7 protein-coding genes, 1 tRNA gene and 1 other RNA gene are annotated in these 8,277 nt (G+C 34.3%); 7 read left to right on the top strand and 2 right to left on the bottom strand.

The features are described 5' to 3' along the window. Window positions 1-180: 180 nt before the first annotated feature. The 7 genes from gpmI to MWH25_RS12080 all read left to right on the top strand — a co-directional run bounded on the left by gpmI (window position 181) and on the right by MWH25_RS12080 (window position 7,334). A complete protein-coding gene (gpmI, locus tag MWH25_RS12110; protein WP_428832829.1) occupies window positions 181-1,740 on the top strand; it encodes a 2,3-bisphosphoglycerate-independent phosphoglycerate mutase in 1,560 nt (519 codons plus the stop codon). Window positions 1,741-1,978: 238 nt separating this feature from the next. Further along, window positions 1,979-3,271: a phosphopyruvate hydratase gene (gene eno / locus MWH25_RS12105; RefSeq protein ID WP_248627909.1), complete on the top strand. Its 1,293-nt coding sequence runs from the start codon at window positions 1,979-1,981 to the stop codon at window positions 3,269-3,271. A 104-nt stretch (window positions 3,272-3,375) separates the two neighbouring features. Continuing rightward, window positions 3,376-3,600 carry a preprotein translocase subunit SecG gene (gene secG, locus MWH25_RS12100; protein ID WP_248627908.1) on the top strand — a complete coding sequence of 75 codons (225 nt, stop codon included), beginning with the start codon at window positions 3,376-3,378 and terminating at the stop codon, window positions 3,598-3,600. A 117-nt stretch (window positions 3,601-3,717) separates the two neighbouring features. Next, window positions 3,718-5,841: a ribonuclease R gene (gene rnr / locus MWH25_RS12095; protein ID WP_248627907.1), complete on the top strand. Its 2,124-nt coding sequence runs from the start codon at window positions 3,718-3,720 to the stop codon at window positions 5,839-5,841. A 78-nt stretch (window positions 5,842-5,919) separates the two neighbouring features. Further along, window positions 5,920-6,390, top strand: a complete 471-nt coding sequence (gene smpB / locus MWH25_RS12090) for an SsrA-binding protein SmpB (protein WP_248627906.1) — start codon at window positions 5,920-5,922, stop codon at window positions 6,388-6,390. An 84-nt stretch (window positions 6,391-6,474) separates the two neighbouring features. Beyond that, window positions 6,475-6,836, top strand: a transfer-messenger RNA (tmRNA) gene (ssrA, locus tag MWH25_RS12085). A 422-nt stretch (window positions 6,837-7,258) separates the two neighbouring features. Next, a tRNA-Trp gene (locus tag MWH25_RS12080) sits at window positions 7,259-7,334 on the top strand. A 93-nt stretch (window positions 7,335-7,427) separates the two neighbouring features. Here MWH25_RS12080 and MWH25_RS12075 read toward each other — a convergent pair. Further along, entirely contained in the window at window positions 7,428-7,976 is a 549-nt protein-coding gene (locus MWH25_RS12075; RefSeq protein ID WP_248627910.1) for a site-specific integrase, read from the bottom strand. Window positions 7,977-8,025: 49 nt separating this feature from the next. Further along, the gene (locus MWH25_RS12070; RefSeq protein WP_248627905.1) at window positions 8,026-8,178 is read right to left on the bottom strand and encodes a hypothetical protein; all 153 of its coding nucleotides are present in this window, start codon (window positions 8,176-8,178) and stop codon (window positions 8,026-8,028) included. Window positions 8,179-8,277 lie beyond the last annotated feature (99 nt).

Raw genomic sequence — 8,277 nt, 5'->3', positions numbered from 1 at the left:
ATGTTGGCAGGTTTATAGTGATTTTGATTTAAGTTTTTAATGGTTTTAACTGTCAACCGTCAACTGTAAACTGTACATTGATATATAGTGGCAAAGTGCCACTTTATATCAAATAAGCTTCATTTCAGGTTTGGTTATCTATATTTTGGGTAGGCTATGATGGAGGAAGGAGAGATAACGGTGGCAATACCTAAACCGCTAGTATTGATGATATTAGATGGATTTGGTCTTAATCAAGAAGAAAAAGGCAATGCAATCAAAGCAGCTAATACTCCTAATTTTGATAAATTATTTGTTGAATATCCAACTACTGCTCTTAATGCTGCAGGAGAGGCAGTTGGATTACCAGAAGGGCAGATGGGTAATTCAGAAGTTGGTCATCTTAACTTAGGTGCAGGAAGGGTAGTTTATCAGGATTTCACAAGGATTAATAAGTCGATTGAAGAACAATCTTTTTTTGGAAACGAAGTCTTCTTAAAAGCGATTGAAAATTTAAAGCAGAATAATGGTGCCCTGCATTTAATGGGATTATTATCTGATGGTGGAGTACATAGTCATATTGAGCATTTATATGCTTTGTTAGAATTAGCTAAGAAGAATCAAGTAGAAGAGGTTTATATTCATGCTCCACTGGATGGAAGAGATGTACCTCCAGCTTGTGCTAAAAAGTATGTTACAGCTTTAGAAGAAAAGATGTCCGAATTAGAATTGGGGCGAATAGCGACAATTGGTGGTCGTTATTATTATATGGATCGTGATCATCGTTGGGAGAGAACTCAAAAAGCTTATGATGCGATCTGTCTTGGAGAAGGAGAAGTAGCTACTACAGCTATAGAGGCAATTGAAAACTCTTATGCTGTAGATAAAGAAGATGAGTTTGTATTACCGACAGTAATTGTTGACGAACAAAAAGAGCCAGTAGCAACTTTGCAAGATGGTGATTCAATTATCTTCTTTAATTTCCGACCTGATCGAGCTCGTCAATTGACTAGAGCTTTGAATGATCAGGAATTTGATGGATTTAAGAGAAAAGAACATCCTGAAGTTCATTTTGTTTCCATGACTGAGTATGATGAAACTATTGATGTTCCTATTGCTTTTCCACCTGTAGAAATCAAGGATACTTTGGGTCAAATATTAGCTGAGCATGATTTAAAACAATTAAGGACTGCAGAAACTGAAAAGTATGCCCATGTAACCTTCTTCTTTAATGGAGGGAAGGAGGCTCCTAATCAAGGAGAAAGTAGGGAATTAATTCCTTCACCAGAGGTTGCTACTTATGAGCAAAAACCTGAAATGAGTGCTTATCAAGTAACAGACAATTTAATTAAACAACTGGAGGATGAGGATTATGATGTTGTGATTTTAAATTATGCTAACCCTGATATGGTAGGGCACACTGGTTATTTTGATGCTGTTGTTGAAGCATTGGAGGTAGTTGATCAGTGTTTGGGGAAGGTAGTTAATAAAGTGAAAGAGTTAGAAGGAGCAGTCTTAATTACAGCTGACCATGGAAATAGTGATCAGATGATTGATTATGAGACTGAAGAACCATTTACTGCTCATACAAATAGCAAAGTTCCTTTGGTTTATATTAATGATCAGCAAACAGATGTAGAGTTGATTGATGGGGGTAAATTAGCAGATGTTGCTCCTACAATGTTAGATTTGTTAGATATTGAAATACCAGAGAAGATGACTGGTGAGTCATTGATTAAAGATACAGGTGTATCAACTTAATTACAATATTGTGGCACTTTTGTGCCACAATATAATGTACAGTTGACAATGTACAATTTACAATTAAAGATCAAGTTCTTAAAAGCTTAAGCTATTTAAAAAACCTTGTGGAAATAAGTTTTGGTGATTTTGATTATAAGATTTAAGGGTTTTAATTGTCAATTGTCAATTTTGTACATTGTGAATTGAAGTTAAGCTATATATCAAAAATGGAAAAATCATAAAGGGAGGAATAAAAATGTTTGAAAGTACTACAATTGAAGAAGTATATGCCAGAGAAATTTTAGATTCTAGAGGAAACCCAACTGTAGAGGTAGATGTCTATTTAACTGGAGGTATTTATGGTCGAGCCGCTGTTCCTTCTGGTGCTTCTACTGGAGAGTATGAAGCAGTAGAATTGAGAGATGGAGAAGAACGGTATCGTGGAAAAGGGGTTCAACAAGCAGTTAATCACGTTAATGAAGATATAGCTCCTGAGATTTTGGGAATGGATGCTACTCGACAGGTTGAAATTGATAGATTAATGATTGAGCTAGATGGTAGCAAAAATAAAGGGAATTTTGGTGCTAATGCTATTTTAGGAGTATCTTTAGCAGTAGCTAAAGCAGCTGCTAATGCTTTAGGATTACCTTTATACCAATATTTAGGTGGAGTTAATGCTAAAGAGCTTCCCATACCAATGATGAATATTTTAAATGGTGGAGAACATGCTGATTCTGCTGTTGATGTACAGGAGTTTATGGTGATGCCTGTTAATTTCGGTACTTATAGTGAAGCATTACAAGCAGGAGCTGAGATCTTCCATGCATTACATGATATTCTTGCTGAGCGAGGAGATGTAACTGCAGTTGGTAATGAAGGTGGATTTGCTCCGCGAGAAATAGAAGGTACTGAAGGTGCAATTGAGGTGATTTTAGAAGCAATTGAAAAGGCAGGGTATACTCCAGATCAAGATATTAAGTTGGCCCTAGATGTTGCTGCTACTGAGATATATGAAGATGGTGTTTATAATTTCAAACGTGAAGGGGTAAAGAGAAATAGTGAAGAGATGATTGAGTTTTATAAGGAGTTAGTTGAGAAGTACCCAATTGTATCGATTGAAGATGGATTGGATGAAGATGATGATTGGGATGGTTGGGTTAAATTAAATGATGCTATAGGAGATAAGGTTCAATTAGTTGGTGATGATTTATATGTAACTAATACAGAACGATTAGCAAAAGGAATTGAAATGGGAGCTAGCAATTCAATTTTAATTAAGGTTAATCAGATTGGAACATTGACCGAGACATTAGATGCAATTGAATTAGCAAAGAGAAATAATATGACTGCTGTTGTTTCTCACCGTTCAGGAGAGACTGAAGATGATACAATTGCTGATTTAGTTGTTGCTACAAATGCAGGTCAGATTAAAACTGGTTCTACTTCACGCTCTGATAGAATGGCCAAGTATAATCAGTTATTAAGAATTGAAGAGGATTTGGCCCAGGCAGGTCAGTACAATGGGTTAGCTAATTTTTATAATCTTTAATTAGCTTAAATAGGGTGCGGGATTTCCTGCACCTTTTATTAATTGCTTTTTTTATTTGAATATGTTAAAATGATAGTTGGATTTTTAACTAGGGGGTGCAAAAAGTGCTGATTCTTAAAGTGCTTCTGATTATTGTTTCAATTGTTTTAATTGTTGCAGTATTATTGCAGTCTGGAAAGAGTGCTGGATTGTCTGGAGCAATTGATGGTGGAGCTACGTCTATGTTTGGAGGAAAGGGTAAAGCGTTAGATAGTTTTTTGAATAAATTAACAGTAGTAATGGCTGTTTTATTTATGTTACTGTCTTTAGTAATAGTAGCTATTCAATAGTTAATTTACTTAAACTCTTGGTTGGATTTTTATCTGGCTAAGAGTTATGTTTTTTATACATAAATTCAATTAAAGTTAGGAATAATAATTTGGTAGGACTAAGAATGGAGGGGAATTATGAGTACTAAACGAACTGTATTAAATTTTATGAGGGAACAGGCTTATAAGCCTTTAATGTTTGAAGAGTTAGTTAAGGTATTTGAGATACCGAATACAGAACGTAAGATGTTTGAGGATGTATTGAATGAAATGGAGCAAGAGGGTTTGATTATTAAGAATCGAAAGGACCGCTATGGAGTTCCTGAACGAATGAATCTGGTAGTAGGTCGCTTACAAGGGCATACTAAGGGTTTTGGTTTTTTAATTCCTGATAATCCAGAGCAGCAAGATATTTATATTAATTTGAATGATATGAATGGAGCTATGCATAATGATAAAGTGGTGGTTAGAATTATGGGGGGCAAAGGAACAGAAAAATTATCAGGAGAGATTGTTAAGATATTAGAGCGGAAGAATAAAACAGTTGTAGGAAATTATGAAGATAGTAAGCATTTTGGTTTTGTTGTACCGGATGATTCTAGAATCTATCATGATGTTTTCATCCCTAGAGATGAAAGAAAAGGAGCAAGGGAAGGTTATAAAGTAGTTGCAGAGTTGACAAGTTGGCCTGAAAAGGGAAGGAATCCTGAAGGTAAAATCATCGAAATATTAGGACATAAACAGGAGACTGGTGTAGATATAGAAGCAATTATTAGGAAGGCAGATTTACCGCAGAAGTTTCCAGAAGAAGTTAGACAACAAGTGGAAGAGATTCCAGAAGAGATTCCAGCTCAAGAGATAGAGATGAGAAAAGACTTAAGAGACTTGAAGATGGTGACAATTGATGGTGAGGATGCTAAGGATTTTGATGATGCTGTTTCTTTAGATATATTAGGTGAGCAAAAGGTTAGGTTAGGAGTTCATATAGCAGATGTAACTTATTATGTTAAACAGGGAAGTAGCTTGGATCAGGAAGCTCTTAAACGAGGAACCAGTGTTTATTTAGTAGATAGAGTAATACCTATGTTACCAGAGAAGTTATCTAATAATTTATGTAGTTTGCGTTCCAATGAGAATCGGTTGGCGATGTCTGTCTTAATGGATTTTGATTTAGAGACTGGTGAATTATTGGATTATGAATTTGTTAAAAGTGTAATTAAGGTTAATCACAGATTAACCTATAATAAAGTTAAAAGAATGCTAGTAGATAAGGAAGAGGAATTAATTGAGCAGTATGATGATGTATTTGAAGAATTAGAATTGATGGCAGAATTATCAAAGTTAATTAGAAAAGAACGTCACCACAAAGGAAGTATTGATTTTGATTTTCCTGAAGCAAAGATAATTCTTGATCAAGAAGGAAGTCCTGTTGATATTGCTAAGGTAGAAAGAACAATTGCAGAAAAGTTAATAGAAGACTTTATGATCAAGACTAATGAGGTTGTAGCTCAAGATATGTACTTTAGAGAAATTCCATTTATTTATCGGGTTCATGAACAACCGCCTCAAGATAAATTAGAGGATTTAAATAGCTTTATTCATAATTTTGGATATCATATTAAAGGAAGGCAGGACGAGATACATCCTAAGGCATTACAGGAAGTTTTAGAAAAGGTAGTGGGTGAACCAGAAGAAAGGATTATTAATACTGTTTTGTTAAGAACAATGCAACAAGCACACTATAGCCCTTATAACATTGGTCATTTTGGATTAGCTTCTGAATATTACTCTCATTTTACTTCACCGATTAGAAGGTATCCTGATTTAATGATCCATCGGATTATTAAAGAAGCAATTGAGAAAGAGGTTATTTCTGAAAATAAAAAAGATAATTTAGAAAATAGGTTAGTAGGGATTACAGACCATTGTTCAGTTCAAGAAAGAAAGGCCATGGAAGCAGAACGAGAAACACTTGACTTAAAGAAGGTTGAATATATGAAAGATAAGGTAGAGCAAGAGTATGAAGGAATTATAAGCAGTGTCATGCCTTTTGGTTTCTTTGTAGAGTTGGATAATACAATTGAAGGTTTAGTGCATGTTAGTTCGATGACCGATGATTATTATCATTATCATGAAGATGAACAATCTTTTATTGGTGAAAGAACTGCTAAAAAATATCAATTAGGAGAAAAAGTAAGGGTTAAGGTTAGTAGAGCCAATGTAGAAGAGAGACAAGTTGACTTTGATCTGGTTATAAATTAAAATAAATTGCAATAAAGTCTTGACAGTTAGAATATAATTGTTATAATGATAGATACACGTTAGATAGAGGTGGCAAAAATGAGTGATGGAGTTAAGGTAATTACAAAAAATCGAAAAGCAAGACATGAGTATCATATCGAGGAAGTTTATGAAGCAGGAATTGTATTAACGGGAACAGAGGTTAAGTCAATTCGAGCTGGACGAGTAAACCTTAAAGATAGCTTTGCTATTGTAGAAGATGGAGAGGTTTATCTTCGTAATATGCATATAGCTGCTTATAAGCAAGGGAATCGTTATAATCATAATCCTGAACGACCTCGAAAATTATTGTTGCATAAAAGAGAAATTAGAAAATTCATTGGCAAGACAAAAGAAAAAGGATATACGTTAGTACCATTGCAATTATATTTTAAAAAGCAACTGGTCAAAGTGAAGTTGGCCTTAGCTAAGGGTAAAAATCTTCATGATAAACGTCAAAATATAAAGAAGAAGACTGCTCAACGTGAAATGGAGCGGGTTTTTAAAGATAACCAACTAGGAAGATATTAAAGCGATTGATAGTTAATAAATTGAGATAGAAAAGGAAATTGATTTCAACTAGTCATTATTAACTATCCACTGCTTTTAACCTATGGGGGTGTATATGGGACTCGACCTGTAAGGTGTGCCGGAGGAAGCAAGCCGAGATTGCTATTAATCTCGTAAACTAATAGCAACTTATAAAATTATCTGCAAACGATAATAATTACGCATTAGCTGCTGCGTAAAGCACCAGCTACGCTTATAAATGTTTTGTCTGTGAGCCTTTATAAGTGTCATAATTAAGCAGACTTTTCATCCTTTGAAGCTTGTAGGAGGATGAGAGATTAACAAGCTAGTGGTTTTATATCCTACTTATGGGAGATGAAATCGCGAAATTAAAGCATAAGTTAAGCTTGTAGAAGCTCTAGGAGCATCTTATGGGGACGGCGGTTCGACTCCGCCCACCTCCACCAAAAACAAATTACAAATGTAAGTTAACTAGTAACCACATCGTGAGGTGGTGTTTTTTATTTTAAAGAACTTTGTTTTAAATATATAAATTAGATTAATGGTTTTCTTCAATCTAACTAATTTAGATTCTTTTTAATCTGAAAGGATTAGGTTGAAACGTTAAATTCTATTTATATTTACATAGAATTTAGGAAGTAAGGATTTTTTATTGAATTAAAATTAGAGACTGAATTGTAAAATTTAGAAAGGAGAGGTACTATCTCTAATGAATTTGAATGCATTAGGAAATAATGTTGTTAAAATAGCAGAATCTTTAAGTGATGATATTTATCAAGAATAATTTTAGATTATTACTTGCAATTTAATTAATAATATGTTAGAGTATTAGCAGGTTGACTTATATAAGTGTATATTAATTTTACGCACGGGAATAGCTCAATTGGTAGAGTACTGGACTCCAAATCCAGGTGTTGCGGGTTCAAGTCCTGCTTCCCGTGCCAATTTTATTTGTTTACATAGCAAGGGATGAGGGTAGTTTTAAAGAAAAGAGAATTTGAAATGAAAATTGAAGATGTCGCCATCTTGACGCCCAACTATTTTTGTAGGGTGTTTTTTAATTTTTGGACTGCTTCTTTTTGCATAGATGGTATTACATGAGAGTAGGTATCTAGAGTTACAGTTATCAAAGCATGTCCTAACCTTTCTTGGACTATCTTAGGATGGACTCCAGCTTTAAGCATCAATGTTGCATGAGTATGGCGTAGATCATGTAATCTAAAGTGAGATAAGTCTACTTTCTTAGCTATTTCATTAAATTGTCTAGTTGCATATTGAGGTAAGAAAGGTTTTCCATTTTCCTTACAAAAAATAAGGTTATGTTGATTATCATATTTACTACCGAAAAGTAATTTGTTTTGATTTTGTTCACTCTTTCTTCGCTTTAAAGCAGCTACAACATCTTCATCTATATTAATTGGTCTAATACTAGAATTAGTCTTAGGTTTAAGAAAGATTAAATCCCTTCCAGATACTTTAGTAACACTTTGTCTAATATGAATTACTCTTTCTTTTAAACTTACATCTGTCCATCGCAATCCTAAAATTTCACCTCTTCTCATTCCTGTATAGATAGCAAGATAAATAAAATCATATACCCATTTTTCAGGATGTCTTTTCGCACAATTTAATAACTCATTTACTTGTCATAGCGTTAATTTCTGGTTTATCTGGGTTGGGAGCATCAATATAAGCTCCTGTTTCTATTTCATGGGCCAACCTATGCATTTCCTTCTTAGTTCCATTAACCGTTCTATAAATCCTTTCTCGCTTCTTTATACCGGACATAGCAGATATTAGGGAGGCAGTGTTAGAAGTAACAACCGAAGATAGGTTAACCCCTGCGGGTGCCTGGGGAAAAGTAATAAAAGCAATTGACTACTATGG

The organism is Natroniella acetigena (assembly GCF_023227745.1).
Classification (GTDB): Bacteria; Bacillota; Halanaerobiia; order Halobacteroidales; family Halobacteroidaceae; genus Natroniella; species Natroniella acetigena.
Note: the sequence above shows the minus strand (reverse complement) of the source record. Positions and strands in the feature narration are given on the sequence as shown.

Coding starts and splice junctions, on each gene's coding strand:
- eno (WP_248627909.1), top strand. CDS start 1,979: ATGTTTGAAAGTACTACAATTGAAGAAGTATATGCCAGAGAAATTTTA.
- rnr (WP_248627907.1), top strand. CDS start 3,718: ATGAGTACTAAACGAACTGTATTAAATTTTATGAGGGAACAGGCTTAT.
- smpB (WP_248627906.1), top strand. CDS start 5,920: ATGAGTGATGGAGTTAAGGTAATTACAAAAAATCGAAAAGCAAGACAT.
- MWH25_RS12070 (WP_248627905.1), bottom strand. CDS start 8,178: ATGTCCGGTATAAAGAAGCGAGAAAGGATTTATAGAACGGTTAATGGA.